Genomic DNA, 26068 nt, shown 5'->3' on the forward strand with positions numbered 1-26068 from the left:
AATCAGTGCTGATACGGTATACTTTGCATTAACTTTTAGATAACAAATGGATTTATATTTAGATGCACGGTAAAAGCTTAGTTATTTTATCTCTACTCATCAGCGTGTTTAGTTCTGCTGTTTATGCTCAAGCAGAACCCATTAAACCTGTGTTGGCTGATGCCAATCCATGGGCTCAGATTGCTCAAACGGACTTAACCTATATCTACCAAACGGTTAAGGCTAATCATCCCGGTGCCATAGATGATCAAAATCTATATTTTTCACAGTGGTTAGAACAAGGTTATCGTGAGGGGTTAGCACGGGCAAAAAAAGCGACATCGTTACAGGATGTAACCAATAGTTTGAGCTATTTTGTGGCTGGTTTTGCTGATGGTCATTTTGGCATTGCGTTTAATCAACACCCTGATATGCAGTCTTGGGCTGGCATAGGTATTGAAAAACAATTTCAGGATTATAAAGTCTATTACACTGCCGAAGATTGGGGCGGGCGGCTTCCTGCGGTTGGTGCCAAGCTTATTTCTTGTGACAATATTGCGGTCGATACCATGATGAATGAGCATATTCTTAAATATCGATTCAATAACAATCAATTGAATGCGCGCAAAGTCTCTTACGCTAAAAAGTTACTCATCGATGATAAAATTGGTGAATTTACTAGACCAAATAGTTGTGTGTTTGAGTCAAAGGGTGAGCAAACTGCCTTTTCATTGCATTGGCAAAAAATTGATCGCAATGATTTATACCAAACGCTCACTCCTGTGGCGTTACCCAAAGAATTTAGTATTGATGAATTTACACCTAAGCATTATTGGGTCCGGTTGCCCAGTTTTTATCCATCGGGTGCTGATGAAACCAAATTGCAAGCCATGATAATGGCGCTTGCTGGTTTGCGTGATGCAGAACTCGTGGTGTTTGATGTGCGTGGCAATGGTGGCGGCAGTTCGCAGTGGGGCCAAGATTTAATGAGTAGCCTTTATGGTAAAGCTTATATCGCGCAAGTAATGCAAAATAATCCAGATAATAGTTACGCTATGTGGCGTGCAAGTGAAGATAATCATGCTTACCTTGTCAGCTTGAAACCTATGTTAATTCGTCAGTTTGGCGCTGACAGCGATATCACTACTTCGTTTTTACAAACCACTTTAGATATGCGGCAAGCGATAGATAATCAACAATCATTGGTGAAAGAAGCATTGCCTAAAAATAGCCAAGCTTTGCAGGCTGCTGTTAATCGCCATCAGACTGAGAAAAGCCTATACCAAGGTAGTACGATTTTACTTACCGATAAATCTTGCGGCAGTGCATGTTTAGATTTCGCCGATTTGAGTTTATCAATACCGCAGCTTATTCATGCTGGCCAAGAAACCTCTGCCGATACTGTGTATATGGATGTTCGCGCAATTAATTTACCTAGCAAACTTGGCGCTTTTTCACTGGCGCAGAAAGTATATCGAGATCGAAAAAGAGGCCATAACCAAAGTTTTGTCCCACAGTATCAGTTTAATGGTTCAATGACGGATACACAGGGATTACAACACTGGGTTTTAAGCTTGATAGCTCAGGAATAGTGGCTTAGGTTTGCTATGAGTGGAGAGAGAATTTCCCGTCATTTAAAGCCATCACATCAGCGATAGCTTTAAATCCGCTCACAGTCTTTATCAATCACTTTTAAGTGTTTTTGAGATGTTTAGATTGAACATCTCATGACACAATAATGACTTGTGCGAAACGGTATTATGTTGATCAGTTAATTCCCTACAAGGGTTATTGAATCGCAGCGACAACGCAATTGCGTCCTGCGGCTTTGGCTTGATATAGGGCGGTATCGGCGGCTATCAGCAAGCCTTGGGCGGTGTCTTCATTATGCTGTAATATTGCATAACCTATGCTGATGGTGACGCTAAGTAATTGGCCCTTATCTTCAACCCTTAACTCACTGACTTTCTGGCGTAACTTTTCAGCTATCAGCATGCCGCCTTCTGCCTCAGTGTGGGGCAACACCACCACAAACTCTTCGCCACCATAACGGGCGACAAAATCTGCGGGCCGATTTAAGCTTAGTTGCAATTGTTTGGCGACGGCCACTAAGCAGCGATCGCCACTCAAATGACCGTGCTTATCGTTAAACGCTTTAAAGTGATCAACATCGACAACCAACAAACACAGCGGCTCTTGGTATCTTTTGGCGTGGTCTATGTCTATTGCCAGTTGTGTTTCTAGATAACGGCGATTAAATAAGCCTGTTAATGTATCTTTGACACTTTGCTGATATAAGGATTCATTGGCCCTGTGGGCTGCGACATACAGACGGTTGACCTCCCATAACAAGGCGAACAGTAACGCCATAGAAGAAACCGAGCTGCTCACTCTTGCAGCATACCAACCTAAACTGAAGCGGGCGCCAGCCAATAGGGTTAACGTGACATCAATCAGGCTGGCCAGCAACGCCACACTCAGCCATGTATAAAGCACATTGTTACTGCGTGCCCGTCTTACCATAAAGAATAATGCCAGCGCATTTAATCCCCACACCATTAAGGCATAAGGGCTATTTAATAGTTGCTTATAGCTGTCTTTATCAATTAATACGGGTAATAAATGGCTACCCCATGTGGCGAATAAGGCCAAACCTAAACTAACCAGTAGGGAAATAAATACAAAGGCAATCAGCCAATATTTGATATTGAGATCAGCAGGGTTTTGGTTAATGATCTTTTTCGGGGCAATTAATGCCAGCAAGAGCAAGATCGGAAACGATGCATGCCAAAATACCCAAATCCATACCGCACTTTGCTCCCCTGCATGCAGTAAACCACTAGGCGAAAAAACACCTGGAAACACTAAAAGCTGCACCGTTACTAAAGGGATAAGGAATAAATAAGCACAAGCAACAAACCCAGAGAAAACCTGCCGGTTACTGGCAAACTGCGACAGCAGTAAATAGGCCGTAATACTTTCAAGCAATACCACTGAAGTGCTGTATGCCGGCAAAAAAGGGGCAATATCGACCAAAGGTATTGAAATAAAAGAGCTAATTATCAGCGCTGAGATCAGTAATAATGAGGCGACAAAAAAAGCCGCCCGTTTATGTGGTTGTTTGGATACAAAAGGATAAATGCCCGGCACTACAGCTCGCTAATCGAATGTGTTTATTGTGGCCACTATAGAAAAATATCCATGTATTTACCAGCATTTGCATCCAAAGACCCGTCAGCAAAGTGATCATCTGTAGCTCAGTGCTATTTGGCTTTTAAGCGTTTTATCCCCTCGTTGATGCTAGTTAGGTACTCGGTTTATCAGTGTCATTATGCAAAGCCACTATGGCTGAATTAAAACATGTTTACGGCCTAACCATTTGTCTAGAATACGTGGCCAGAGTAAACTTTTAACATTAACTCAAGTCTCCAGGTTTTATGTAAAATGCCTCAATAAACATCAAAACGGGTAGAGCGTTAAGCGAAGTACTGGCTTTGTATTAACGATAGCGCTGCGTTATGGTTTCTTACCTGACTGTTGTTCACGACTTGCCTGCTTAATAATTAGGAACCCATGAGTAAAGAATACCAAGTACGGATCGATCGGGTGCTTCAATATATTGAGGCTAATCTCACTAATCAGATTTCATTAACAGAAGTGGCAAACGTCAGCTATTTTTCGCCTTATCATTTTCATCGTATTTTCTCTGCCATTATGGGGGAGACAGTTAATGATTACATTGTGCGCCGCAGGCTTGAGAAGGCGGTCAACATACTGATTTTTAAAACTCAACTACCTATTACCCAGGTGGCGTTAGACTGTGGTTTTTCATCCAGTGCTAACTTTTCTAAGGCGGTAAAACTCTATTTTGGCTTTAGCCCGACTGAAATAAGAAACCCAGATAAAATAAAAGATAGCAAGATTGGAAAAATATACAGCAAGTATGGAAAAGTGTTTTGCCCTGCTGATTTGTATCCTAGTCGTATCACCAATGAGGTGACGAAGAGCCCTAATTTAGAGGATACCAATATGAAAGTGGAAGTGAGAGATTTTGATAGCCGACGCGTATGTATTTTGGCTTCAAAACGCGGTTATGAACCTGAGTCGATATATACCGCATGGGACAAACTGATCGATTGGGCTTCAAGCAATGGCATAACGCAAGATGCGCAACAACGCTTTGCATTTGCTTATGATAATCCAACGATAACACCAGCGGATAAATGCCGTTATGATGCTGCGATAGTCATTGGGAGCAACATAAAGGTTAATCCTCCGTTTACCACATCTGAAATCCCCAAAGGTAAGTATGCGGTACTTTATTTTAAGGGCATGCCTGAAGACACGATCAAGGCTCAACTGGGTCTGTACTCTGATTGGCTGCCAAATAGCGGATTTGAACCTGATAATTTTCCGATGTTAGAACATTATTTGAATGACGCCAGAGTTGACGGTTATGTTGAGATGGAAATTCATGTCAAAGTTAAGACCATTTAATTGCGGTTACAAAAGTGGGGTGGGCAGAACCTGCCTCACTTTTTGTCGTTTAGGTTTTACCAGTGATGGTATTCATGCATAGGTGAAATATAGCTTTATGGCTGACTTATTAAGGATTCCTAGCATAGTTTCATCCTTAAATTTAAATCACTGTAAAACAAAAGCGACCGAATGGTCGCTTTTTTGTTGGTTGAAAAATGCAGCTTTAGCCTTAACCACTTAAATGAACCGTGGGTAAGTCAGTGACCATGTTTATTGCAATGACGCTACAATTTCACGGAAAAACGCGATGGTTTCTTGTTTTGAATTCAACTCATCAAGAAAGCCCAAATCGGCGCTGTTTTTAACTATCACTACATTGTGTTTTTGGTTTACATAAATATATTGCCCGTATACGCCGACACAGAAAAATTCACCTTGTTCGGCTTCTGGCGGTAGCCAGATTTGATAGCCATAACCTAATTTGCCGACTTGAGGTTGTAGGTAATCAGCTTGTGGTGTGGTGGCGGCTTTAATCCAGGCTGCTGACACGATTTGCTTACCATTAAATGCGCCATTGTTCAGTAATAAGCGGCCAAAGCGGGCGTAGTCGCGGGTGGTAACATTTAAGCCGCCTAAGGCAAAGGCAGTGCCCTGGGAGTCGGTAAGCCAATAGGCATCGCTTTCCATGCCAATGGTGTTCCAAATATTTTGCTGTAAAAGCTCGACTAATGATTTACCGCTCACTCGCCTGAGTATCATGCCAATAACGTGGGTGTCCATGCTGACATAATGAAATGCTTGGCCTGGAGCTGACTCATTAACCAGTTCGCTGGTCATTTGATCTAACGAGCCGCCAATCGCCAATACCCGGCCCATTTTATTAATGTCAGAGTAGAAGTCTAGGTAGTCTTCGTTCCACTTAACTCCAGATGACATTTGCAGTACGTGTTTCACTTTGACATTACCATAACCAGATGTGGCAAGCTCGGGCAGATAAAAGCCGACGGTTTTTTCGATATCAATCTTGCCAGCATCAACCTGCATACCGAACAATATCGACACAAATGATTTGGCCATTGACCACGAGATGCGTTTGTCATCACTTTTCGTGCCGAGAAAATATTGCTCAAAGGTTATTTTGTCGTCTTTAAGTACCAGTAATGCTGTTGTTGCCCTACGAGTGAGAAAATCCTCAGTTTTAGTGACGTGACCTCTATAACGAAATGATTCAGGTAAGGCGGCTAAGTCGACGTCGAACACATAGGGATCGCCTTGTGTGACGATTTTTTTGTTAAAAAAGACATTCTTCATATTGGAAAAATTATCTACCACGAGTGCCTCATCAAATAAGCTGACTACGCTGTATAAGCGAGTAACGCTTTGCCAATTAAACGCGACAAGGATGATGACAATAATAAAAATGCTTAATAAGACAGCTTTGATGAACTTAAACACAGTCGACATTGACGTTTCCAGATAGATAAAATTGATGTAATGACAATAACCTATAGCGATCATCAACATAAATCAAATGCTTAACAAGCAGGCCGTTGTCGCCCTTGAACGTGATGTTAACCATGCAATAGATCGTAATGTTAATCCCCAGAATCTGCAGCAATAATATCCTCACCGTGGTGTAGCAATGTAAGTTGCAGCTGTCTATTTCTATTTAGACACAGCTGTTCAATTTGCTCCGTAATTACAGCGCTTGGTTGCAGAACTAAAACCGCTGTTATGTCCAAGTTTTGTTTGATTATCCTCGTGGTTATTGATGATATTATTTACTGTGTGTTTTAAATTAACGTTCGGTTGACGATTTTGTTACATTTTTCTCTATTGCTAAAGTAGGTGTTGGCAGCGCTTAATACATTATGTGTGATGTATTTTGTTGAAAAATATCAATAACTTCATTTTGTTTGTTTATTTTAGCCCTTCATTACTTTAGAGTATGCGCCGCTAGGAAAGCATGTTAGCCCGACGGTAAGGTTAGGCTACATTTGAGTTAATGGATAACCCCCACTTTTGATGATTTATCCATGCTTTATATCTGCTTGAACCTCCTAGCGTAAATAATCAAATAAAGGAATGATTGATGAAAAACGTTACTGCATTAGCACTAGTATTAGGTTTTGTGGCTTTACCAGCTATGGCTGCACAAGATGCACCATTTCACCACGAAGCGGGTTTAGGATATTCTGCTAATACTGAAGAATTCGGTGATGGTCTATGGGACCTTAACTACCGTTTCTATCTTGACTCTGTATCACAAGAAAAAGGTCCATATGCATTAAATGGCTTTTTAGCACAATCTACCAATGTTGGTGCTAGCTATAAAATGCAAGATGATGTTGACCTTGATATTTTCTCTGTTGATGGCACTTATGTTTTCGATTCAAAGTGGTTTGTTGGCGCTAAAATCGAACGTTATGATGTTGGTAGTTTTGATACTGACACTTATCAACTTGATCTTGGTTACTACTTCAACGACAGCTCAAAAGTTGCTGCATTCTATGTTGATGGTAGTGATATTGATTCAATCTACGGTCTTGAAGTTCGCAGCTTTATCGATCTAAAAAACACTACTGGTGTTGATTTAGGTGCTAAGTGGACTCATACCGATGCTGACGATATTTTCAACGTCAATGCTGATTGGTATGTAACTAAATCATGGTCTGTTGGTTTAGGTTATGACGATAACGGTTCAGACGATAACTTTACCGCCAAAACAGCTTATTGGTTACGTATGTCAGATGCTTTTTCAGCTACATTTGAGCTAGGAAAAGTACTTGATTCTGACGTAGACGGTTTGTTTGTTGGTGTGGGTGTTGTTGGTCGTTTCTAAGCGCTAGTTAGAAATGATTGATATGTAATTGTTGATATACATCGATGATTAATATAAAAATTAAGGAGCCTTTTAGGCTCCTTTTTTATTGTTTGGTTATGCTTACATCTTTGTCATTCCGGTAATACATTTGAGCCGGAATCCAGGTTTTTACTTTGTTTGTCGGTTGCTTGGGTCCACATTGTTGTAAAGAGTGAAAATGCTAATCCTTCCGATACCACGAAAGTTAGCCTTGAGTCTGATACGCAGGATGCTTAACCTTGTCTTGTGGCATTACTCGCTATCGCTTAAATCCGCTTAAAATCCTTATCGAGCAGGTTACTGACGAGCAATTTTCCTGCTTGATTGACTCTACATTCGCTATATTTTGCTTGTGCAAATTCCTCTGCTCGGCCTTCTTCAAAGAAAAATGCGTTACCGGCAAGTTTTACTCTGCCGTCACGAATGCGGTACTGAACCAGTCGCTGGGCGGGTGTTAATACCGCGCCACGATAAATGCTGTCGAATTGGGCAATGCGATTGTGGTCGAGAGTGACAATCATAAAGCCATCATGGTTATCGGAGTCTTGCTCGACTGACCAGCTGATCGCAGTCGCAATATCATAATTTAGCTCCATATAGTCGCCTTGCATTAGGGAGCGTGGATCGACGGGGGCCAGTTTGAACAGGATTATATCGCCATTAGCTAACAGCTGTTCTTGTTGATAGATTTTGTAGTTAATCAGGGCAAGTATCACCATTGCTGCAATAATAACCCAAAGTGACCGCTTACTCAGCTGACGTGGATGGAGCACCCCCATGTTATTCGAGGTCATTATGCTTGCTCCTTATTAAGTGGTCTGGGCACTTGAGCACTTTCAACCATAGCGCTCACTTCAGCCCCATTTTCAGTGATATTGTTAGGCTTATTTTTACGCTTAGCGCGAGTATTTTTACTTATGGCAAATCTGAGCATTAGTAATACTATGCCGCTGGCCATTAACCATAAAGATTTATCAAACAAGTCGATGTGGAGTGAGTAATAATACATGCCGATAAAGGCGAGTAGGGCACATACCGAAATGATGACTAATTTTCGTTCGTTGTAAAAATAGCCCAGCAGGAGCATCAATACTGCGACGCTTAATCCGCTCATGACGATGGAAAGTAGGCCGATTAATATTGTCGCTAGGATCACCATTAACTTGTTGCGAGGACGCACAGTAACAACTCGATTGGTATAGCTATCGGTAGTTAAATTGAGCAGGTTAACAATGTGATTAATCAGCCATAGCGTAGATAACAAGCTTATTGCGATGGCCAAATAGTCACTGATGCTGGAGTTAAATGCCATCAATACGCTGGGTCTTTCTATGATATCGCCCATATCAGATAACATGAAATTGGCGAGGAGCAAATTAATAGCAATGGCATAACCTAACATTCTAAGACGCTGATAATACTGCGGCCATCGATAAACGTGCGACCAAATAACCACTAAACTCAGCAGCAATAATGGCAATATTAATAGCGTGACCTGGTTAACCACTAAGATAGCTAAAAAGCTCGGCACCATGGCTAATGCAGCCACAAATTGGTTGGTTTTATGAGGAATGATAATCCAGTGAATCATAAACGTGACCAAGTAAATCAGTGTAATCAGGGTCTCATTACTAGATTCTAGCCTTTCGTAAATTCCCAAAAGCCACATTATTTGTCCGCTTAAGCTAAATGCAAATACCATCTGCAGAATAAACTCTTGCCGATTGGTGCCCAGACGGTAATAAACTAAACAGCTTAGACTTAGTGCGGCACCAAGGCCGATAAACGATTGGTCGATATCGCCAATGATGGATCCACTGACTAGCACACAGGCCAATAAAAACAGCGCAGCAACCCAGCCGCCAATAATTTGCATGGCAATAATGTACCAAGGGCTGGCGAGTGTGGTTTCTGGTGTTGTATTAGTGTTTACAAGTTGGTTAACCAGCGTTTGCCATAATGCCGTGGCGTTGAGGTTACTCATCGGCGGCTACCTCAGTTTTAACATCACTATTGTTCGCGTCTTTATGCTCAAGACTTGCCATTTCGCTGAACTGTTTCTGCCATTTTTTTAGCCAATATAAGCTGCCGCTGGTTACACCTACGACTACCATAGCAATCAGAAAAAAACTCGCTATTGAGTCGTTAGATTCTAATAGTGCTCTTGAAAGTAGTGACACAATAGCAGCGCTGATGCTGGTTAATACCAGGGCAAGTGGATATAAGGCGGGGGCGCGATAACGGTACCATATAAATAAGCTAGTCAGGGTGAGTAGGTAAAGTAACGCATAATAAACAGCATGTTCGCTGGCTTCATACTGATAGTTTAAGTCAAAAATGACCCAAATGATTAGCCAGGTAAATACACTTACGCTAGCAAGTAAACTGCTTTTTTCAACCATGGGGCAGTTAAAGCGTAATTGGCCTGGCCATTTGCAGCATTTAGCTATGGTAAATGCTAGGTGGATGACTAAGTTCGTTACGCCAAAAATAGCGATTTGTTGGATGTCTTCCTGTAAAAAACTAAACACAGAAGCAAAGGATTGAAAATATAGTCCTTGGCTTATATTGATTAAGACCACCAGCAGTAACCACAACAGATCAAAGCCTGCGATGTAGGCAAAGGGTAAAATTAACACTGCCCAAATAGCAAATAGTTGCCAAGGATCTGCGCCGGTTTGGTATGTCTGTCCCACCAGGGCCAGTAATGCCCCAAGCATGATGCTGGCACCGAGTAACATGGCATTGGGCAAGCTCCAGCCATAAACATTTTGGCTCTGTTGTTTAAGAGGTTTTTGCGGTGAATGCTGCTTTTTTTGCATGCGGTTAATCAGATAAAACCCACTAATAAACAGAGCAAATAACCCTTCGACTATGGCAAATTTACTCAGGTGCGCTAGTGCGTCCCAATTGAACGCCATGAAAAATATCATCCCAGCGCTAAGTAGCAATACCCCAAGATAGAGTAATATATTGGCAATTAATTGTTGCCAATTTTCTGTGTTTGGGTGTGGATAAGCTACTAACATTGCAGCTTTAAGGTTTGTGGGCTCGATTTTGTTGTCTAAAAACCATTGCCATATGTGTGAACGTTTTTCAATCATCCTTGTTCGTTATCCTTTTTCTGAATCAATAGCCGTCCAAGTTTGCTCGTACTAACTCTAATTCAAGCTCACGTTATTGATATGCAATTTAAAGCTATGGAAAAATCAAACATCGTTTTAAACATAGCTCATCTGCTGAGTACTTTTCATTAATATTAGCCCTTATCATGAGAGCTTAAACTTGGACTCTTGCCTGACAGATGGCATCGCGAGTGTTGTGTAGACAGTAACCGATATTGATTGCGGCTATCAACGACTATTTGTCGATACGATACTGATTTTGCTATTAATATCATCACAGCTGCCAGCGCTTGGTCTCTGGAGTAGGCAACAAAATGGCAGTAATAGCTTTTATAGCTGATATACGTTACCTGCCGTGATGTAACACTGCGCTGATGTGCATGAGGTTACTGATTAAATCCGTTTTTAAGCCATTGATGAGACATCATTTATATTAGTATCTTTTAGTGGCGACTCACATTTATAGCAGTCGCTATTGAGCATCAGGCTGGTATTGCCTACAATAGCGCACGTTTTATTAACTACAGCACAAGACAATGAACGACACTACAGCTAAACCTGCTTTACCTGATCGCCTTAGCGTCAATCCACGTAGCCCACATCATGTGGAAGCCGTTTTCGAACACGAGATTGGTATTTTACTTAATGGCAAAGAGCGTAATGATGTTGAAGAATATTGCATCAGCGAAGGTTGGGTAAAAGTTGCCTCGCACAAAGCATTAGATCGTCGCGGCCAACCGCTTACGATGACAGTAAAAGGCAAGGTTGAAGCGTTCTATAAATAGAACTGAGCATTATCTCTGAGCCTATTTATTCACTGTGTAAAAAAGCGAACCTGAGAAGGTTCGCTTTTTTGTTAGGCGCGTAGCGATATTTTACCGCGGCGATGGCTTCTATTCCATAGTTTGGTGCTGTGTTAAAGCCCATTACCTGAGTAAATGTTGACTCGTTTACTCATGCTCAAAAACACAGTTGCTCAACACTCTTTATGGCTAAGCATAGCCTTTACTCAAGTCATATAAACGATTTGATAACTCTGAAGACGAACTACTGACATTCGCTAATTCAAGCGCATCTTTGGCATTTAAGTCATTGCTGACTCTAATGTTTTCGGCTAGTTGGTTAATTTCGCCCGATACGCTTGATTGTTCACTGGCGGCCATCGCTATATGCGAGGTACTGCTACTGATGTCACTAAATACTTCAATAATTTCGTTAAACCCTGCAATTACTTTTTCTGATCGAGCTAAAGATTCTACGGATAAGGACTGTGAGCTGACGATGATGTTCACGCCCTGACTAGCCGATGTTTGCAGCTGCGCGATCATCGCTTCAATCTTACTGGCTGACTCTTGAGAGCGGCCTGCGAGGGTTCTTACTTCATCGGCAACCACTGCAAATCCGCGCCCTTGTTCACCCGCTCTAGCGGCTTCAATGGCGGCATTCAATGCTAACAAATTGGTTTGCTCTGAAATACTCTTAATCACATCTAACATGGTTCCCATTTGTTGCGAGTCAGAAGCAAGGCGATTAATAATATCGGCTGTTTTTTGGAGTACTTGTGACAGCTCTTGGTTAGCTTTACTGTTTTCTTCGACATCAACCATGCGCCGTTGAATAAGCCCTTGGGATTCGTCGACGGTTTCTGATGTTGATTTTGTATTTCGTGCCACTTCGGCAGCGCTGGCGGACATTTCAGTGATGGCCGCTGCGAGCATGTGGTTTTCTGTGAGTTGTGATTCTGCCCGCTGTTTTAGCATAGAAGACATTTCATTGAGCTGTTTGGCTCTATCTTTGGCTTCTACCGCTTCGTTTGCTATTTGTCCAAGCAAGCCTTTGAGATGTTCACTATATTGATTAACCGCTTGTTTTAATTTACCTATTTCATCATAGCGATCTATCTTGAGCGTTGCAGCAGAACCGCCACTGATTAACATGCGAATTTGCGCAGTGGTCTCATTGACCCATTGCATCACTTTGTTAGCATTAAAAATTAGAATACCAACAAAGAACAGCAGCATGGGAATGAGCGTCGCATATAAACTAAAGCTTAAGTCGCTGATAGGTTTTTGGATAATGGGATCAGGCAAAACAATACCAATTTTCATGCCTTCTTCGGCCATGTCCATTATTGCCAACATAGAACCACTGTCTTCCACTACGCCCTCTGGTAAGTGGATAATGGTCTGGCCGCTGTTGATTGCGCTCAACAGCGGTTGAAGGCTGCTATCTTGGGCGGCGACCTCACTGAATTTTTTCATATCAAGTGATGATGAGCGAATACTTGGAAAGCTGATTATTTGATTGTTTTGGCCCAATACAAAGTTAAAACCGCCTGACTCTTGGTTTTGGCGCTTAAATAATTTATCTAAACCCGCTAGCATTAAATCAACGGTTGCGACGCCCCAAAACTTACCAGCTCGATTGATCGCGACAGTACAGGTCACCATAGCAGTGCCACTGACAGGGTCTTCATAAGCTTCAGACCAACCACACTGTCCGGTTTTAAGTGAACGCCCAGCGATATACCAAGCTTCGTTGTGATAGCCTGGACCATCAGGCTTATTGTAATCATCAATTTTGTCTAATTGCCCTGAAGCATTACGTGCCCAAAAAAAGGATTTTAATGCTACACCAGAGCTAAACGCATTAGGTTCTGGCCAAATCCCACCACCAGCGATATTGCCATTGCCAAATTGGTCAATTATTTTGGGAAATAACGCGCTAAATTGCTGCTCGTCTAAGGGTAAGGTTTCTGCTAATGAGGCTAAGCTTTGGGTTAGCACCGAACCTTTGCTTAGTTCAATTCTCACCTCGTTGACACTGGCTGAAATACGCAGTAATTCTTTCTTTTCAACTTCTTTTTGAATTACCGGTAATGCTAAGGTCTGCATTACGATATAAATAAGCATAATCACTGTGACTAATAAGCCCACACTAAGATACTTTGCTTTTTGTGCAATTAATAACGTTTGCTTTTCCATAAAAGGGTTACCCTGCGCGAGCTCGCTGAACCGAATGTTACTTTAACTTTAGTCTAGGTTGTTGGTTTTATGTTAATACTTTAGTTACTATTTTTTACATTTATTGTTATATCGTCATCGACAACTGCCACGCTTAAGTCAACCTTGCCAAGGGTGTGTTGCTTTTAGTGCATATTTAGCCGTTGTGCTTGCCTTAGCGTTAAGCCACTAAGCCGCATCATGTGGCTGTCATTTTCGAATTTGAGATTTGAGATTTGAGATAGGGATGGTGTTTAATGGCAAAGAGCGGACAGATGTTGCAGCAGATTGCAGTAATAAAAGTTGAGTAAACGTCGCCTCGAAAGCATTAGATCGTCGCGGCGGAGCACTTAAGATGACACCGACTTTACGTAAGGCTTATTCCATCTTCACTAAGTGTTGAAAACAACAGGCTAGCTGTAATGACTGAACTGATATTTATTCACGGAATATTTTTTAACTTTATATACATGAAATATAATAGTTTATTGCTATTTTGTTATTATAACTAATTAGTCTGTTGTAACAGAAATAGCGAGTTCAAGGGTAGTGTTTGTCCATCATGTATTTCATTACTTTATCTGTAAACAATCTCTGCCAAGCATTACAGTGCTTAAACACTGGATGTTGCCCATCATGACTTTCATTCATGTTGAATAGCTGTAGAATCCGCGCCTTGTTTTACCGCTAACCAATATTTGTGTATTTATGATGATAGATCTGGCTTTGCTGCCTTTATATTTAACCACTGTGGTCGCGTTATTGTTAATCCCTGGGCCTGACATGCTGTTGATCGCCAGTTCGAGTTTGAGCTATGGTCGCAAAGTGGGTGTGTATGCCAGCTTTGGTAATGCGACTTCTGGTTTAATTTTAACCTTGCTTGCAGCTATGGGCGTTTCTGCTCTTGTGGCGATGAATCCAATTGCGTTAGAGCTGTTAAGGGTATTGGGCGGAGCGTATTTATTGAAAATGGGCTGGGATTGCATGCGCAGTGGTGCCAGCGATGCGCCCGAGTTTAGCCAGCAAGGTAATGTCGCTAAACTACTTTATCGTCGTGCGGTGCTGAGCAATTTACTTAATCCTAAAGCACTGATCTTTTTTGTGTTGTTTCTGCCCCAGTTTGTTTCTACCCAACTCACTGCCAGTTCAGGTGAACAGATGCTGGCACTCGGTTTACTGCTGAACGTAATGGGCTTGACGTTCAATTTGCTGTTGGTGGCATTAGTGGGCAGTTTGGGCAAACCATTGCTGAAAAATGAAAAGTTTCGTGCTTATCAAAATAAGTTTATGGGGATAATATTTTTTGCTTTAGCCATTTGGTTACTGGCATCGCAAGTGCAGAGTATTGCTTAACCATTACGGTTGAAAGAGGCCATTAACTAAAACCACGGTCATTAGCCGTGGTTTTTTGATCTTATTGCTGGCGCATTCACATCGATAATGCATTTGGCGAGCGACGATTTATCGCTATGATTCACTTTTAGCGAGTTTAATCGCCGCTATCTCTTTTTCAACCGCGGCTACCACGGCATGAGGGCTGCTCAGGTATTGTGAGTGGTCGATAAAAATGGCGTTATCATTAACTGTCATCACCAATACGGGAAAACCAGTGGTACCAATGATTTGTTGAATTTCTTCTATGCCTTCCAGTACGTATTCTGCATCCATACTGAGCTCATCTTTAAACACTTTATTTGATGGTGATAGCTTAAATTTTTCGACGATGTCATTAAAGTCGTGTTTATTACTAAGCGGGTTACCTTCAATGAAATGAGCTCTTTGTAGCGCATTGAGCACAGCTAATTGCTTGTCAGCTTGTTTGCCCTCTAACCAGGCCATAAAGTTTGCGGTTTTGATTGAGCTTTTAGGGCTGTTTGCGTAGCGAATATGGTCGCGACCAAATTTAAGTCCACTTATTTTTGCCGCTGCTTGCATTTGTTCTTCGCCAGCACTGTCTTTGCCGATGTAATGCGCACTGTGTAATAAGTGAATATTCATTTCTGGATAGGCTTGTTGCAATGCGTTCACCAAAGGTGTGGCGGCATAGCTCCAAGGGCAATGTGAGTCGTAGATAAAATAAAGCTCAGTGGTCATTAAATGAATTCTTGTTTGTGATCCTATGTGTTGATCCTAAATAGTTTATGGGCATTATACAATCATTGAATCTGAGCGCATTGAGCCAGAATGGCCTTATCTATTATCATTGTGTGTACATTGCCTCTAGGTCATGGTTTAACATAACTCGTTATTGTTCTACTAACGTCCTATTTTTATTGAATTAAAATCTTAAATTTATTCTTAAGAAATCGAGAAACGCACTCTATGAGTGGACATTAGTTATCCATAAATACAATGACAGATATTGATGATATTGTTCAATAAATATGTAATGTCATACGTGAGCTGAGCATCAGTAGGCTAGTATATATCCTGTTATTTTTTAAATATTACAGTTATTTACACGCTCATCGCTGTCCGTTTTTAATGCTCATACGTATAGATAACCCAGAGGCTTAATGATTTATATTTTTAAGCCGATGACTTTTATGAAGCGAGTAATCACTTGATGGTGACGTTCAAGTGACTTTTATGGACAGTAAATGATTATGATTAAGCCAATTTATTTTATTGCTGCACTACTATTTTCATTATCAAGTCATGCTGAAACGACAAGCAGGGTTAACACTCTAGGCGATATATTCACTTGGCCAGGCGGGAGCAAGTTAGCCGTTAGTCTGTCTTATGATGATGCGCTTAATAGCCAATTAGATAATGTGATCCCCGCGCTAGATAAATATAATCTAAAGGCGTCTTTTTATGTGGTTGCCAACTCTCCGGTTATGAATGCGAGGCTAGATGAATGGCGTGCAGCAGCTAACAATGGCCATGAGCTCGGCAATCACAGTGTTTATCATCCTTGTCGAGCGTCATTACCGAATAGAGATTGGGTAGAAGCGCATCATGATCTTGATCATTACAGCACGGCGCAGATGATTGAAGAACTTGAAGTAGCCAATACTTTTTTAAAGGCCATTGATGGTCAATCCGAACGGACTTATACGGTGCCTTGTGGCGATATGGTGATTGGCGCTGATGTGTTAAGTAGCCAACAATACCTGAGTCAGCTTAATGAGCTATTTACTGCGGTGAAAGGACAGGGGAAAGATTCTCGATTTTCACTGATATTGTATCCAGAAGGCCAAAGTGGCAAAGAGCTTATAGATTATATTCGCCATATTCCTGCAGATATTTTATTAGTAAACATTATATTTCATGGGGTTGGAGGGGATTACTTATCGGTGTCATCGGAGGCTCACTCTGATTTATTAACCTTTTTAGCCAATAACCGGGATTCTTATTATGTGGATTCATACATCAACTTGATGAAATATGCCCACAGTAAGCTGTAATAGTTTAATCATTTGATTGTCGGCAAGAGAGTATAGATGACAGGTTGATAAGCCTCATAGTTTACTTATAACTCTGCGGTTATTTCAAGTGGATCAAAACTCTATCAAGTCGTGCTTAATACTTATTAAACAGTGGTGCAGAATATTTAAGCCAAATACTAGACTCAATTAATCGTTATTAGTGGATGTACTGAGTTGATGCATCAATCCACCAATGCTTGCGGATCAGGGGCGCGCATGCGATCCCACCATTCTTTGTTGGCAACAATTTGGCCTTGATCATCAATGGCTGGGTAGGGAATTTGCTTGCGTCGACAGGCTTTGGCGTAAACTGGATGCCCTTGTTCAAACAACATAGTTTGGCAATAAGCGTGATCAAGTTTGCGGCTGCCGTACATATCGGCTTGCTCACGTTGGCGCTGGGCTTCATACATGACTAATGCTGCCGCTACAGACACATTAAGCGACTGCACCATGCCTCGCATGGGGATGATGATGTGTTGATCGGCCGCTGCAATCGCTTCTGCGCTCACACCATCACGTTCGTTACCCATCACGATAGCGGTAGGTTTGGTGTAATCAATTTCACGAAAATCCACGGCCGTGTTTGAAAAGGTCGTGGTGAGTACCTGCATTTTTTGTGCTTTAAAAACCTGATGAGCTTCTGCAAACGTGTAATGCTTAACCGTATTAACCCACTGTTGGCTACCTGAAGCGGTATTACCTGATACTCGCATATCGATATCTGGCCATACGGCATGAATTTCATGAATACCGACACAATCAGCAGAGCGAAGAACCGCAGCAATATTATTGGTCATATGCACTTTATCAAGGCAAATCGTTAAGTCGACTTGGCGATTTGCCAGCATCTGGTTTATTCGGGCAAAACGTTCTGGGCTCATGGGGTAACTCTAGTTGATTTTTCACTCTATTTAACCTTTGCTTGCCACACAAAATGCGTTCAATGCAACGAATAAATGAGTAATATTGACAGTAAGATGATTATTTCGGCTGGTATTATAGCGCTAAAATGCCAGTCCTAAAAAGTCATTCATCGCGGTAACACCAAGACTTGCCGATTAATGTAGGCAATAATCACAAGATCGCTTTTTTAATGTATGGTGATAAGTAATAGGTAAATAACTGTTTTTAGCTAACTAAACTCATTTAAGCTAATGATAATAACAAGTAGATTTTACAGCAGGCCATGACTGAAGATATTACCATCCAATTACCTTCACTTATTCGTCGAATCGGCGGTGAAAAAGCTAAGCAAGCCAGAGAGATTGCGTTGCAATATCAGTGTGATGTTAAGCGCGTGCGCCGTTCTCGAAATTGGGCCATTACAGGCGAGGCTATAAGTATTCAATCGTTTATAGAGCGATTAAAAACTGACAATGATGCTGGCTTTGGTTATCTAATTCAAAAAATTGCTACAGCGTTACTGGGTCATGCCGACAAGTTAGAGCCATTAGACATAAAGCTTAGGCGTTTAATTCGAGAGAATCCTAATTTGACTTTAGGCGAGCTAATCCAGCTTACCCAGTGCACGTTAGCTGAGGCGAGAGTGGCTCGTTTTGACGTTGACTGTTGATTATTTCAACCGTGTGCTTTCACTTTTTATGCTGAAGGAATGCAATCGTTTTTGATGGTAAACATTGCTGTGGTTTGGGGCTGGAATCGCACGTATTAGTATATTTTCGCTACAAGTTAATCAGATTATCTTGGTATTGCAGTGGGTATAGTTGAGGCATAGATAAGATCGCAGAAACAAGACCTTTGTGTTGATCCATATGCCCTTGGATAGAAGATTTACAGTATTAATGTGAGCTTTAAATGGTAAACATAAATAAAAGGTGTAACGCAATTTGCATTACACCTTGATGACTATTATTTTTTAAGTCGCTGACCTTTTAAGCTGTCTAGTTATGCTTAAAAACGATATTCAACCCCGATACTCGCTTGCTTGAAATCTGTTTCTGTATCGGAACCGTTAGTAACATTATCTAGGTTAATTTCTGCGTCATACCAAGTGTACTCGGCATTAATTAAAAAACGGTCTGTTACTTTAAACCCGACACCAGCACCGGCAAATACACCTTCATCATCTTTATTGCCAGACAACCCGACCACGTCATAGTCAGTGGAATACCATAATTGGCCGCCTTTGGCATACAATTCTACTCGATCAGTAATTGGCAGTGTGACTTTTAGGCCTGCGGTATAACCATCTGTTTCAGCACGAGATAAGTTGTTGCCGTAATGACCAAAATCAATATAGCTACCTTCTAGAGCTAAGTATTTATTGAAGCGATAACCTACTAAGCCCTGGAGCACATCATTGTCGTCGTCAAACTCATCATCTCCATCGACTTTTAGGTAACCATAATTAGCGCCGACATAAACACCATTTTCTGCCACATCATTTTTTAAGTCATCAGCTTGAGAATAAGCACTAAAAGATGCTAATGAAATTAGTCCAGCTAAAGTAACAATAGTATTTCTCATAAGGTACTCCTAGTTAATTACGTAAATACATCTAGTACTCTACAAAACGGATGCCAACTTTATAAAAACAATGGAGTAGGGGGATTGCTGTTATCAATTTTTTAATTGAATATCATATGGTTATGCTTTGAGATTTTTTAGTAAATGAAGTGAAACTGGCTATGCAATAAATAAAGTTGCTTAAATTTTATCTGTTAAACGAGGCGGAAATAGTGCGTAACGGTATATTTTTCTGATTGAATTGTAATTTTTTCATATTAAAAACATAATGTTACGAGAGTGTTGTTGGTTTGGTGTGTTATCGTCACTTGTATGATTTGCTGCTGAGTATTTTATAATATGGTTACTTTTCTATAACTGAGCAAATCGAAGTCGTTAATTGGATATGTTGATTTCGCTGTTTAAAGTACAGGTTTGCACGGTAGTGCCCAAGTGTGACTATCAACATGATCGACAACGACAACGACAACGACAACTACAACTACAACGATCACTACAAGTCGGATAGTGGAACCATTAACACAATCGGATTGTATTAAGTTCTTATAAAGATAGTAGAAGTGATTTTATGTGGTTTTTTGTTAGCGATTAAGACAGGCCTGAGGTTAATGCTGAATATCAGGTTTGCTGGGGCAATACTGTTATCGTGAATGAGTGCTTTTGATGATACTAATTAAGTGGTTTGTCTGTGTTGATGAAATTTACTCAATTAAGACCTTTACAAGCTTAGATATTGATGTATTATACAGTCTGCTCTGACATTCAGAGTTATTAATGAACATTAAGTAAAAGAAAAGCCTTAGAATCTCTTCGTTATCGTTGTTATCCTCTGTGTTTCCCTTAGCTTCATCGTGACATTCAATAATTCAAGCTTGAGCGCATCGCATTATCGCGACAGATTGATTAATTTTAAATATATAAGGGACAACAAAATGTCTAATAAAACAACTGGTTTAGTAAAATGGTTTAACGAAGATAAAGGTTTTGGTTTTATCACTCCTGATAACGGCGGCGCTGACGTGTTCGTTCATTTCCGTTCAATCACTTCAGAAGGTTTCAAAACTTTAGCTGAAGGCCAAAAAGTTTCTTTTGATGTTGAGCAAGGCCAAAAAGGCCCACAAGCTGCTAACGTAGTAGCTGTGTAACTCGACGTTATAAAGATAACGCAAACGGTTTAACGACTGTTTGCGTTTTTTTATGTCTAAATTTTAGTATTTTTATTAACTGTACCCTGCGTTAAGCAAATCTTCAGCCTATCTCCCCCGATTGTTTTATCCACTGTTATCCCATGCTGTACATTATCTCCTGGTCACTGACTTCTTGTGTCGAGCGTGAGGCAATCTTTGTTATTACGAGTTGGGTTATGTAGAGTCGTATAGCTGATGATGAATTTATCGGCCATTTATAAGTAAAGTGTTTATTATTTTTTACTGTTAGCTGTTAATATAACAACGTTTTTTAGGCATAAATATTAAGGATAATAGATGCAATCAATTCGAGTTAAACTGCTAGCATTTTTTTCTGCTCTACTTATTTCATTTCCGACTTTCGCGGTAACCAATTGGGTTAATTTTGACATTATTAATGGCCATATTAATCTTCCTGTGACCATTAATGGTATTGAAGGTCGGGCCATTTTAGACAGTGGTTCTCAGCTCAATGCGATTAATTTAAGCTTTATCAATAAATATAATCTTGAGTTTGATAAAGGCAGTAAAATCGATGTCAAAGGCATTTATAGTACTGAATCCTCTCAACTTTATAATAATGTCACGGCAAACTTGTTTGGTGCCAATATTGAACTTGATCAATTGGCTGGTTTACGTTTAGGTCACTATGATGTGGAGCTTTTATTAGGCGCAGGTCTACTGGAGAAATTTATTTTCCAGATAGATTATCCCAATAGTCGTTTGAGATTATTTGGAAGAGATTCCATTGATTTAGCCAAACTTGAAAACATTGACATGCAAATGGATCGTGGCACTGGTCAACCGATTGTGAGAGTCGAGCTTAATGGGGAAAAGAATGCTTGGTTGATCCTCGATACTGGTAATAGTGGTGGCTTGTTTTTAAAACGCACTCTTGCCACCGACTCTGATTGGTTAACGCATTACGGTGCGCAAGCCACAAACTCATTTGGTGTCAATAATGCAGGCACAACGGAGAGTTTCCGATTGCCAAAAGTTAAGTTCGGTCCTTTTACGATTGAAAATGTGCAAACGAGCGTGCCAAGCGAAGGGCAGATTGAGGTGATTACAGGGCAAGATGATCGCAACAGCATATCCCATATTAAAGGTAAAAATATTAAAGGTCTTCTTGGCTTTGATATTCTTAAGCACTTTGTGTTGACCATAGATTATAAATCTGGACATATGCACGTAGGCTTACCTGAAGACTCTTAATCCAACTCAGATTTAATTGAGTGTGCTTGACGATATTGTAATGTTATTAATCTTGCATCATCCCGTGTGATAGATACGTTATTTTTGTCACACGGTTATTCAATGTAATCAGCTTCATCCATGTCTTTTGTGTGTTTTTTCACCTCAACAAATCAGTATCTTGCCAACTTTTGGTTAATTAACCCAAGACTATTGGGTCAAAAACACCGATAATTCACCTCAATTAGATTAGTAGGCCGTTTGGCCGCGTAAGACTGTGGACATATTCAATGGAAATCAAAGTAAACTTTCTCGACAATTTGAAACTCGAAGCCAAATTTGACGACTTTACCGTTACGGCAGACCAACCTATTCGTTATAAAGGTGATGGCTCAGCTCCAAGTCCTTTTGATTATTTCTTAGCTTCGTCAGCGCTTTGTGCTGCCTACTTTATTAAGGTTTATTGTAAAGCCCGTGATATTTCTACTGAAAATATCAAGCTTTCGCAAAACAATATCGTTGACCCAGAAGATCGCTACAACCAAATTTTTCAAATTCAGGTTGAGTTACCAGACGATATTTCTGACAAAGATCGTCAAGGTATTTTACGTTCAATCGATCGTTGTACCGTTAAAAAAGTGGTTCAAACTGGCCCAGAATTTAAAATTGAAACCGTTGAAAACCTTGATGCTGACGCCAATGCCATGCTGATGGGACAACCGGCTGGCGACACGAGTACCTTTATTTTGGGCAAAGACTTGCCACTCGAGCAAACCATTCAAAACATGACCCGTTTATTGGCTGATTTGGGCATGAAGATCGAAATATCTTCATGGCGCAACATAGTGCCTAACGTATGGTCGTTACACATTCGTGATGCCGCCTCACCTATGTGTTTTACTAATGGTAAAGGCGCCACAAAAGAAAGCGCACTATGCTCGGCTTTAGGTGAGTTTATTGAGCGTCTTAATAATAACTTTTTTTATAATGATCAGTTCTTTGGTGAAGAGATCGCCAATAGCGAGTTTGTGCATTATCCCAATGAAAAATGGTTTGCACTGGAAGAGGATGATGCACTTCCATCAGGTTTGTTAGATGAATACTGCTTAGATATTTACAATCCAGATGAAGAGTTATGTGGCTCGCACCTAATTGATACCAACTCAGGTAATACTGACCGAGGTATTTGCGCGATTCCATATACCCGTCAATCTGATGGTGAAACGGTATATTTTCCGTCTAACTTAATTGAAAACTTATTTCTAAGTAACGGCATGAGCGCGGGTAATAATCTGCAAGAAGCGCATGTACAGTGTTTATCTGAAATTTTTGAGCGTGCTGTAAAACGTCAAATCATTGAGCAAGAAATTGTACTGCCAGATGTTCCTATGACAGTACTTGAGAAATTCCCTAGCATATTAGCGGGTATTAAAGGCCTTGAAGAACAGGGTTTCCCTGTCGTGGTGAAAGATGCTTCGTTAGGTGGTCAGTTCCCAGTGATGTGCGTCACTTTAATGAACCCTAGAACCGGCGGTGTATTTGCCTCTTTTGGTGCGCATCCAAGCTTTGAAGTGGCGTTGGAGCGTAGTTTAACTGAACTATTACAAGGCCGCAGTTTTGAAGGCTTAAATGATGTGCCAAAGCCGACATTCAATAGTATGGCCGTCACTGAGCCTGAAAACTTTGTTGAGCACTTTATTGACTCTACAGGGGTTATCTCTTGGCGCTTCTTCAGTAGTCAGTTTGACTATGAGTTCTGTGAGTGGGACTTTAGCGGCACCAGTGAAGAAGAAGCCGCAGGCTTATTTGGTATTTTAAAAGCCATGGGTAAAGAAGTGTATATTGCTGAATTTACTGATTTAGGTGCATCAGCTTGCCGCATTTTAGTGCCTGAATATTCAGAAGTGTATCCTGTTGATGATTTGATTTGGGACAATACCAATAAAGCGCTTCATTACCGTAAAGACATCTTGAACCTGCACTCACTAAGCACTAAAGCGTTATCTAAGTTAGTGAATCGCTTAGAAGAGAGTCAATTAGATAATCAGACCGATATTGGTACTTTAATCGGTATTGTGTTTGATGAGAATACGGTTTGGGGCCAGTTAACCATTATTGAATTAAAAATTCTGATTTACCTCGCATTGGGTTCTCATGAAGATGCGATTGAGTTAGTTGGTGAGTTCTTGCAGTTTAACGACAATACAGTACAACGTGGCTTGTTTTACCAAGCTGTCAATGCAGTGCTTGAAGTGACCCTAGATGACGACTTAGAGCTTGAGCATTTTATGGGTAACTTTAACCGCATGTTTGGTCAAGAAGTGATGGACAATGTGGTTGGTTCGGTTAATGGCACAGTGCGCTTTTATGGCCTTACAAAAACTAGCATCAAGCTAGAAGGTATTGAGCCACATTTACGCTTGATTGAAAGTTACAAAAAGCTACACCAAGCGCGCAAAGCTAAAGCGGGTATATAGTGCTTAGTTAAGTATTAGACCGTGATAAATGATAGTGAAAAAGCGAACCTAACGAGGTTCGCTTTTTTATTGTGGCAGTTACCTTATTTTTATTGCTGATGTAAATCGCTGTCTGTTGTCATGGCTCGAGTTAGAGCCTTGTCTTCCAGCTTGTCGATGGGGACCAAGACTTGTTGATGATGACTATTTAAGTGCTGAGAATAACCGAAGCTCAACACGATCGATAAATGAGTTTACAGTTAGGCTATTTAACTTTAGGTTAGTGAATAATCAAAATATGAATGTGTGTAATAACATGATGTTATTTACTAACAAACAAGGACGATAAATGAAACTGTCACTTTTATTGATTGGATGTATTATTTGCAGCCCTGCATTAGCAGATAACCCATTACCACCTATTTTAGATTTCTATCCTCAATGCGTGCCTCAGGTTATTAACACTGCGAGTAATAAAATCATTTACGATATTGATCCTGCATTGGCGACCTCTTCTACGTCCGGTGTAATGGCACATAGAGAGATGTATTTACAGCGGGCATTGGTGGATATTCAGCGCCAAGCTCAAATCGACAATGCTGATGCCGTGATTATCCAACGGCTCAATGTTACTGGGGTTGATAGAAGCATTAATCTTCAAGATAGCAGTGGCAAAGTAAATTCCAACATAAAACAAATTCATGTGTCATCTACTGTTGAACACCTTAAATTGTGTGATGATAAACAACTCACCGCTAATTCAACCCCCTATAACAGTAAAGGCAAGGCCGTTTCATTTACTGAAACCGTAGTGAAGCTTGCTTTACCTGAAGATGGCAGTTTATTCACACAGGCACAAAAACACAGTGCGCCCGATGCCGCCATTACCATTGATAGCGCTTATGGGGTGCACATAGGTGATAGCGTTGACGGTTTGCAAAGTGCGTTAGGGCCGCACAGCATTCAGTTGCAACTCAGTGATGGGACAATCGCTTATGGTTATGGTCGTAACTTATGGTTTTTTGTGAAAAACGCTTATGTCGTAATGATTTCACAAGACCCCGGGCTAGTAAATAATCATGGCAAAAATCAAATTGCATTAAGTGAGAATTATGACAATGATGATTGGATTATTGAAGGTAAAATCCATCCTGGCGATAAACAGGAAACCGTAGCGAAATATTTATTACTCAATAAACATAATGGTGATTACCGCGTTACGGGTAAAAACAGTCAGCTGATATTACAGTTTGAAGATTATAATGAAAGTATAACTAAAGCCGCGGTGTCTAGACTTAACCGCTTTGCCATTATGCCCTTAGTCGATGCCAGTCATACGCCTCAAGTGAACTTTGCCAATTTTGATAATATTGATATTGCAAAGATTATCGCACTGGACCATAAGCAGACTTATACCTTGCAGCCGCAGCAGCTGGTGAATCAAATTCAGCTTAATGAAAATGGACCTAAGGCAATAGTAAACAGCAACGTGTTACTTGGGTTTAATGAGCAAGGTACGATCAATAGTCTTAAGGTGACCGAGTCAATGTTTGAACCGCAAGACATCGACGAGTTTAAAAAAGTATTAGCGACTTATCAAATCCCTACCACCAAAACGGCCTTCTTGGCGCGTTATCCTGATGCCGAAGATAACTTTGATAATGTCATGATCACTAAAGGGACAATATTAATGTCGGTTAACTTTGATTCCTATGACGATGATGCTGAGTTAATTGATTTAAGCATCGTTTTTTAATATTCATATTATCCTAGAAGGTATATCGAACGCCGATGCTCAGGGCATCGGCGGTACCTTATTTATTCTCACTGCGCTAAAATATGTGGTAAACGAGTTAAGCCAA

Annotated in this window: 20 protein-coding genes; 11 read left to right on the forward strand and 9 right to left on the reverse strand. The window is 40.7% G+C overall.

Features of this window, described 5'->3' with window-relative positions:
• The first annotated feature begins 62 nt into the window (after window positions 1-62).
• Window positions 63-1571, forward strand: a complete 1509-nt coding sequence (locus tag H5114_RS07970) for a S41 family peptidase (protein WP_182722639.1) — start codon at window positions 63-65, stop codon at window positions 1569-1571.
• Window positions 1572-1767: 196 nt separating this feature from the next.
• Here the strand turns inward: H5114_RS07970 and H5114_RS07975 are convergent, their stop codons facing one another.
• On the reverse strand, window positions 1768-3129 hold the full coding sequence (locus H5114_RS07975) for a sensor domain-containing diguanylate cyclase (RefSeq protein ID WP_182722640.1): 1362 nt from the start codon (window positions 3127-3129) through the stop codon (window positions 1768-1770).
• Between the two features lie 423 nt (window positions 3130-3552).
• Here H5114_RS07975 and H5114_RS07980 point away from each other — a divergent pair, with 423 nt between their 5' ends.
• Window positions 3553-4476 (forward strand): GyrI-like domain-containing protein, encoded by a 924-nt coding sequence (locus H5114_RS07980; RefSeq protein ID WP_182722641.1) that lies wholly within the window; start codon window positions 3553-3555, stop codon window positions 4474-4476.
• A 252-nt stretch (window positions 4477-4728) separates the two neighbouring features.
• Here the strand turns inward: H5114_RS07980 and H5114_RS07985 are convergent, their stop codons facing one another.
• Window positions 4729-5922 carry a serine hydrolase gene (locus H5114_RS07985; RefSeq protein ID WP_259395259.1) on the reverse strand — a complete coding sequence of 398 codons (1194 nt, stop codon included), beginning with the start codon at window positions 5920-5922 and terminating at the stop codon, window positions 4729-4731.
• Between the two features lie 628 nt (window positions 5923-6550).
• On the opposite strand from H5114_RS07985, the gene H5114_RS07990 reads away from it, so the two are divergent.
• Window positions 6551-7300, forward strand: a complete 750-nt coding sequence (locus H5114_RS07990; RefSeq protein WP_182722642.1) for a putative porin — start codon at window positions 6551-6553, stop codon at window positions 7298-7300.
• 287 nt (window positions 7301-7587) lie between these two features.
• Here the strand turns inward: H5114_RS07990 and H5114_RS07995 are convergent, their stop codons facing one another.
• From H5114_RS07995 to H5114_RS08005, 3 genes are read right to left on the reverse strand one after another with little or no spacing between them, the layout of a single operon-like run.
• Complete coding sequence (locus tag H5114_RS07995; RefSeq protein ID WP_182722643.1) at window positions 7588-8115, reverse strand: GDYXXLXY domain-containing protein; 528 nt, start codon at window positions 8113-8115, stop codon at window positions 7588-7590.
• Window positions 8115-9305 (reverse strand): DUF4401 domain-containing protein, encoded by a 1191-nt coding sequence (locus H5114_RS08000; protein ID WP_182722644.1) that lies wholly within the window; start codon window positions 9303-9305, stop codon window positions 8115-8117. Before H5114_RS08000 ends, H5114_RS07995 begins: the two co-directional genes overlap by 1 nt.
• Window positions 9298-10425 (reverse strand): DUF2157 domain-containing protein, encoded by a 1128-nt coding sequence (locus H5114_RS08005; protein WP_182722645.1) that lies wholly within the window; start codon window positions 10423-10425, stop codon window positions 9298-9300. The genes H5114_RS08000 and H5114_RS08005 overlap by 8 nt, the downstream gene beginning before the upstream one ends.
• A 557-nt stretch (window positions 10426-10982) precedes the next feature.
• Here H5114_RS08005 and H5114_RS08010 point away from each other — a divergent pair.
• Entirely contained in the window at window positions 10983-11231 is a 249-nt protein-coding gene (locus tag H5114_RS08010) for a DUF3297 family protein (RefSeq protein WP_124015478.1), read from the forward strand.
• Between the two features lie 207 nt (window positions 11232-11438).
• Here the strand turns inward: H5114_RS08010 and H5114_RS08015 are convergent, their stop codons facing one another.
• Window positions 11439-13430, reverse strand: a complete 1992-nt coding sequence (locus tag H5114_RS08015) for a methyl-accepting chemotaxis protein (protein WP_124015479.1) — start codon at window positions 13428-13430, stop codon at window positions 11439-11441.
• A gap of 726 nt (window positions 13431-14156) precedes the next feature.
• Here H5114_RS08015 and H5114_RS08020 point away from each other — a divergent pair.
• The gene (locus H5114_RS08020; RefSeq protein WP_124015480.1) at window positions 14157-14801 is read left to right on the forward strand and encodes a LysE family translocator; all 645 of its coding nucleotides are present in this window, start codon (window positions 14157-14159) and stop codon (window positions 14799-14801) included.
• A gap of 114 nt (window positions 14802-14915) precedes the next feature.
• Here the strand turns inward: H5114_RS08020 and H5114_RS08025 are convergent, their stop codons facing one another.
• On the reverse strand, window positions 14916-15542 hold the full coding sequence (locus H5114_RS08025; RefSeq protein WP_124015481.1) for a protein-disulfide isomerase: 627 nt from the start codon (window positions 15540-15542) through the stop codon (window positions 14916-14918).
• A gap of 512 nt (window positions 15543-16054) precedes the next feature.
• Here H5114_RS08025 and H5114_RS08030 point away from each other — a divergent pair.
• Window positions 16055-16858, forward strand: coding sequence for a polysaccharide deacetylase family protein (locus H5114_RS08030; RefSeq protein WP_182722646.1), 804 nt, complete (start codon window positions 16055-16057; stop codon window positions 16856-16858).
• Window positions 16859-17061: 203 nt separating this feature from the next.
• Here H5114_RS08030 and trmH read toward each other — a convergent pair whose 3' ends face one another.
• Window positions 17062-17763 (reverse strand): tRNA (guanosine(18)-2'-O)-methyltransferase TrmH, encoded by a 702-nt coding sequence (gene trmH / locus H5114_RS08035; RefSeq protein WP_182722647.1) that lies wholly within the window; start codon window positions 17761-17763, stop codon window positions 17062-17064.
• A gap of 305 nt (window positions 17764-18068) precedes the next feature.
• On the opposite strand from trmH, the gene H5114_RS08040 reads away from it, so the two are divergent.
• Window positions 18069-18455 carry a ribosome recycling factor family protein gene (locus tag H5114_RS08040; protein ID WP_182722648.1) on the forward strand — a complete coding sequence of 129 codons (387 nt, stop codon included), beginning with the start codon at window positions 18069-18071 and terminating at the stop codon, window positions 18453-18455.
• A gap of 338 nt (window positions 18456-18793) precedes the next feature.
• Here the strand turns inward: H5114_RS08040 and H5114_RS08045 are convergent, their stop codons facing one another.
• Window positions 18794-19369 (reverse strand): porin family protein, encoded by a 576-nt coding sequence (locus tag H5114_RS08045; protein ID WP_182722649.1) that lies wholly within the window; start codon window positions 19367-19369, stop codon window positions 18794-18796.
• A 932-nt stretch (window positions 19370-20301) separates the two neighbouring features.
• Here H5114_RS08045 and H5114_RS08050 point away from each other — a divergent pair.
• The 4 genes from H5114_RS08050 to H5114_RS08065 all read left to right on the forward strand — a co-directional run bounded on the left by H5114_RS08050 (window position 20302) and on the right by H5114_RS08065 (window position 25962).
• Window positions 20302-20514 (forward strand): cold-shock protein, encoded by a 213-nt coding sequence (locus H5114_RS08050; RefSeq protein WP_011636218.1) that lies wholly within the window; start codon window positions 20302-20304, stop codon window positions 20512-20514.
• A gap of 339 nt (window positions 20515-20853) precedes the next feature.
• Window positions 20854-21771 carry a pepsin/retropepsin-like aspartic protease family protein gene (locus H5114_RS08055; protein WP_182697546.1) on the forward strand — a complete coding sequence of 306 codons (918 nt, stop codon included), beginning with the start codon at window positions 20854-20856 and terminating at the stop codon, window positions 21769-21771.
• A 269-nt stretch (window positions 21772-22040) separates the two neighbouring features.
• Window positions 22041-24227, forward strand: coding sequence for an OsmC domain/YcaO domain-containing protein (locus H5114_RS08060; RefSeq protein WP_182722650.1), 2187 nt, complete (start codon window positions 22041-22043; stop codon window positions 24225-24227).
• A gap of 328 nt (window positions 24228-24555) precedes the next feature.
• Entirely contained in the window at window positions 24556-25962 is a 1407-nt protein-coding gene (locus tag H5114_RS08065; RefSeq protein ID WP_182722651.1) for a hypothetical protein, read from the forward strand.
• Window positions 25963-26068 lie beyond the last annotated feature (106 nt).

The sequence above is a fragment of the Shewanella sp. SR43-8 genome (genome assembly GCF_014163775.1).
Taxonomy (GTDB): Bacteria; Pseudomonadota; Gammaproteobacteria; order Enterobacterales; family Shewanellaceae; genus Shewanella; species Shewanella vesiculosa.

Excerpts from the sequence above, each read along its gene's own strand:
- H5114_RS08000 (WP_182722644.1), bottom strand. The coding sequence starts at position 9,305 with ATGAGTAACCTCAACGCCACGGCATTATGGCAAACGCTGGTTAACCAA.
- H5114_RS08020 (WP_124015480.1), top strand. The coding sequence starts at position 14,157 with ATGATGATAGATCTGGCTTTGCTGCCTTTATATTTAACCACTGTGGTC.
- H5114_RS08040 (WP_182722648.1), top strand. The coding sequence starts at position 18,069 with ATGACTGAAGATATTACCATCCAATTACCTTCACTTATTCGTCGAATC.
- H5114_RS08010 (WP_124015478.1), top strand. The coding sequence starts at position 10,983 with ATGAACGACACTACAGCTAAACCTGCTTTACCTGATCGCCTTAGCGTC.
- H5114_RS07970 (WP_182722639.1), top strand. The coding sequence starts at position 63 with ATGCACGGTAAAAGCTTAGTTATTTTATCTCTACTCATCAGCGTGTTT.
- H5114_RS07990 (WP_182722642.1), top strand. The coding sequence starts at position 6,551 with ATGAAAAACGTTACTGCATTAGCACTAGTATTAGGTTTTGTGGCTTTA.
- H5114_RS08015 (WP_124015479.1), bottom strand. The coding sequence starts at position 13,430 with ATGGAAAAGCAAACGTTATTAATTGCACAAAAAGCAAAGTATCTTAGT.
- H5114_RS07980 (WP_182722641.1), top strand. The coding sequence starts at position 3,553 with ATGAGTAAAGAATACCAAGTACGGATCGATCGGGTGCTTCAATATATT.
- H5114_RS08025 (WP_124015481.1), bottom strand. The coding sequence starts at position 15,542 with ATGACCACTGAGCTTTATTTTATCTACGACTCACATTGCCCTTGGAGC.
- H5114_RS08030 (WP_182722646.1), top strand. The coding sequence starts at position 16,055 with ATGATTAAGCCAATTTATTTTATTGCTGCACTACTATTTTCATTATCA.
- H5114_RS08045 (WP_182722649.1), bottom strand. The coding sequence starts at position 19,369 with ATGAGAAATACTATTGTTACTTTAGCTGGACTAATTTCATTAGCATCT.
- H5114_RS08005 (WP_182722645.1), bottom strand. The coding sequence starts at position 10,425 with ATGATTGAAAAACGTTCACACATATGGCAATGGTTTTTAGACAACAAA.
- H5114_RS08065 (WP_182722651.1), top strand. The coding sequence starts at position 24,556 with ATGAAACTGTCACTTTTATTGATTGGATGTATTATTTGCAGCCCTGCA.
- H5114_RS08050 (WP_011636218.1), top strand. The coding sequence starts at position 20,302 with ATGTCTAATAAAACAACTGGTTTAGTAAAATGGTTTAACGAAGATAAA.
- H5114_RS08055 (WP_182697546.1), top strand. The coding sequence starts at position 20,854 with ATGCAATCAATTCGAGTTAAACTGCTAGCATTTTTTTCTGCTCTACTT.
- H5114_RS07995 (WP_182722643.1), bottom strand. The coding sequence starts at position 8,115 with ATGACCTCGAATAACATGGGGGTGCTCCATCCACGTCAGCTGAGTAAG.
- H5114_RS08060 (WP_182722650.1), top strand. The coding sequence starts at position 22,041 with ATGGAAATCAAAGTAAACTTTCTCGACAATTTGAAACTCGAAGCCAAA.
- H5114_RS07985 (WP_259395259.1), bottom strand. The coding sequence starts at position 5,922 with ATGTCGACTGTGTTTAAGTTCATCAAAGCTGTCTTATTAAGCATTTTT.
- trmH (WP_182722647.1), bottom strand. The coding sequence starts at position 17,763 with ATGAGCCCAGAACGTTTTGCCCGAATAAACCAGATGCTGGCAAATCGC.